This window comes from Phytobacter sp. V69, assembly GCF_965644215.1.
Taxonomy (GTDB): domain Bacteria; phylum Pseudomonadota; class Gammaproteobacteria; order Enterobacterales; family Enterobacteriaceae; genus Phytobacter.
In genome coordinates, this window is sequence record NZ_CBFFRL010000370.1 from 1 (window position 1) to 2,280 (window position 2,280).

A 2,280-nucleotide genomic window follows, 5' to 3' on the forward strand; every position below is an offset into this window, starting at 1 on the left:
AAAACGTGTGTTTTTAGTCATCCTGTTTACCTCTCTCTCAAAGAGTTTAGTCTCCAGGATTCCCGGGGCGGTTCAGTCCGACATCTTTGACGGTTTAAATGAGTTCCTGGCCATTGCAAAACGCTTGAGCGTTCGAAAGGCAGCTCTTGATATTGGCAAAACGCCGGGCGCCGTAAGTCTGGCTTTACAACGGCTTGAGCATCGCCTCGGTGCACCGCTTTTCCATCGGACGACGCGCAGGATGTCACTGACAGAAACTGGCGAGCGTCTTCTTCAACAAATCACCCCTGCCGCTCAGATGATTGCAATGAGTTTTGAAGACGCTGCACAATCAGCAAAGATGCCAACAGGAACGCTGAAATTGATTGTAGAACGCCTTGCGCTCCCTCATGTTCTTGAACCTCTTTTACCTGCATTCAGAGAGACATGGCCGAATATACATGTTGATATTACGGTGAGTAACCGACATGAGAATTTCGTTTCAGAGGGTTATGATGCAGGAATCATGATCGGCTCATATATTGAGCAGGACATGATTGCCATCAGACTCTCACCTCCATTCAGGTGGGCGGTCTTCGGTTCTCCCGAATATTTCCAAAAATATGGAAAGCCGCAAAGTACGCAAGACCTCGAACAGCATGAATGCATTCGCTTTCGTCGCCCCGAAAGGGGGGATGTTTATCGCTGGGAGTTTGTAGAAGATAATGAAAATAAGAGATTTGAGCCTCGAGGACTGATTACCGTGAATGACGGGGAATTGATGCGTAGCCTCGCTGTCAGGGGCGCAGGATTGATTTATTCCTCCACCTTTCACACTTCTCGTGAACTGGCTAATGGTTCTCTGGAAGCGGCCTTGCTGACTCATTCTCCGGGTAACGATGGATTATTCCTCTATTTTCCCAGGTCTGCGAGGAATCAACCCAAGCTTCGTGCATTTATAGACTTATGCTCAGAATTAATAACAACCTGAATCGCTAATGTGTTCATGGCCATCCTTTACATCGAGTACTCAGCCTCATGCCTTTTGATCATTAGAATAACGTCCATTCTTCGCTCATAGCGGACTTTTGGCAGGAAAAATTCGCCATTGCAAGTTTGCCATATGCATAACTTACTGATTTCGAAAGGTGTGAATTGTTCTGTCATTGGCGAAAATTCCATGCAACTCGCTGAATTATTGAGTTAATACGTCTGATTTAAAATCCCTTTTTGGAATGCAAAGGCATTCCCCAAAACTGAAAGTATCGTTTTTATAATCAATAAGTTAGTTGTTATGACTTACTGGTTGTTTAGTAGGCGGTAATGACTTTTATTATTCAATAAAATCAGTGGATTGCTTTAATACTAACTATGTAATGCTGCGCCATATGCAGTGGTTCGAAGCCGCAGACCTGATCGTGAAAGGCATGGAAGGCGCAATCGCTGCCAAAACCGTGACCTACGATTTCGAGCGTCTGATGGAAGGCGCTAAGCTGCTGAAATGTAGCGAGTTTGGCGACGCGATCATCGCGAACATGTAATCCAGTTTTTGGGTTTACGAAGAACGGGAGCCAATTGGTTCCCGTTTTTTTTATGCACAAGGATAAGACAGGATAAAACCTTTAGAGGACAGGTTAACCTTCAAATAGAAGGTAACCAAAGTAATACTAAGATAGATCGCGGGGTGGCAGTGCTTAGAACGTCGGCAACACCGATACTTTAAAAAAAACTACGCACCGGGTGATGCATAACCACCAACAATAAACCATGTCAAAAACGCCACTGCGACGATGAAAACCACGATAGGAAACGCAATACCTATTCTCATAAATCCTCTTTGCTTCACATCGCCTGATTCACTGGACGATTGCATCTAAAGGCTGCATAGCCTATACCTTGTGGCAATCTTGCTGTAAAAAACAGATTAATGCAACAGCGCTTCTCCATCATCGCCCGGCCCCCTTTGATATGCATGGCAGTAACAGCATTCTGTATGGGGACGATAACCGCTACGCCTCTGGCTTTTAATTAAAAATGCAATTACTACCGGAAGGCGAACCAATGACAAAAGCCATTCTCTTGCACGTTATGGTGATTGTTTCGCCTTTGCTGAGTCTCGCCGCATGGCTTTTTTCTGTATCACTCATCCGTAAACTGACTGGCATAAATGCGTTAGTGCTTTCCATGTGAATAACGACTGAATTCGTGAAATCTTTATCAATGCTTTTAGATAGTGTCGTCACGAGGATAAAAATCATTGATAATAGGGCCTTCTAATCAGAAGGCCCTATTATCATGACT

General features: G+C 44.5%; 2 protein-coding genes and 1 pseudogene. 2 read left to right on the plus strand and 1 reads right to left on the minus strand.

Features of this window, described 5'->3' with window-relative positions; all coding sequences use genetic code 11:
* Positions 1-58: 58 nt before the first annotated feature.
* Together ACSZPU_RS25150 and ACSZPU_RS25155 are read left to right on the plus strand one after the other, a co-directional pair.
* On the plus strand, positions 59-970 hold the full coding sequence (locus ACSZPU_RS25150; RefSeq protein ID WP_499004327.1) for a LysR family transcriptional regulator: 912 nt from the start codon (positions 59-61) through the stop codon (positions 968-970).
* A 382-nt stretch (positions 971-1,352) separates the two neighbouring features.
* A pseudogene (locus tag ACSZPU_RS25155) lies at positions 1,353-1,520 on the plus strand (isocitrate/isopropylmalate family dehydrogenase); the annotation flags it as partial.
* Positions 1,521-1,708: 188 nt separating this feature from the next.
* Here ACSZPU_RS25155 and ACSZPU_RS25160 read toward each other — a convergent pair.
* Complete coding sequence (locus ACSZPU_RS25160) at positions 1,709-1,807, minus strand: YoaK family small membrane protein (protein WP_499004328.1); 99 nt, start codon at positions 1,805-1,807, stop codon at positions 1,709-1,711.
* Positions 1,808-2,280: the final 473 nt, after the last annotated feature.

Excerpts from the sequence above, each read along its gene's own strand:
- ACSZPU_RS25160 (WP_499004328.1), bottom strand. The coding sequence starts at position 1,807 with ATGAGAATAGGTATTGCGTTTCCTATCGTGGTTTTCATCGTCGCAGTG.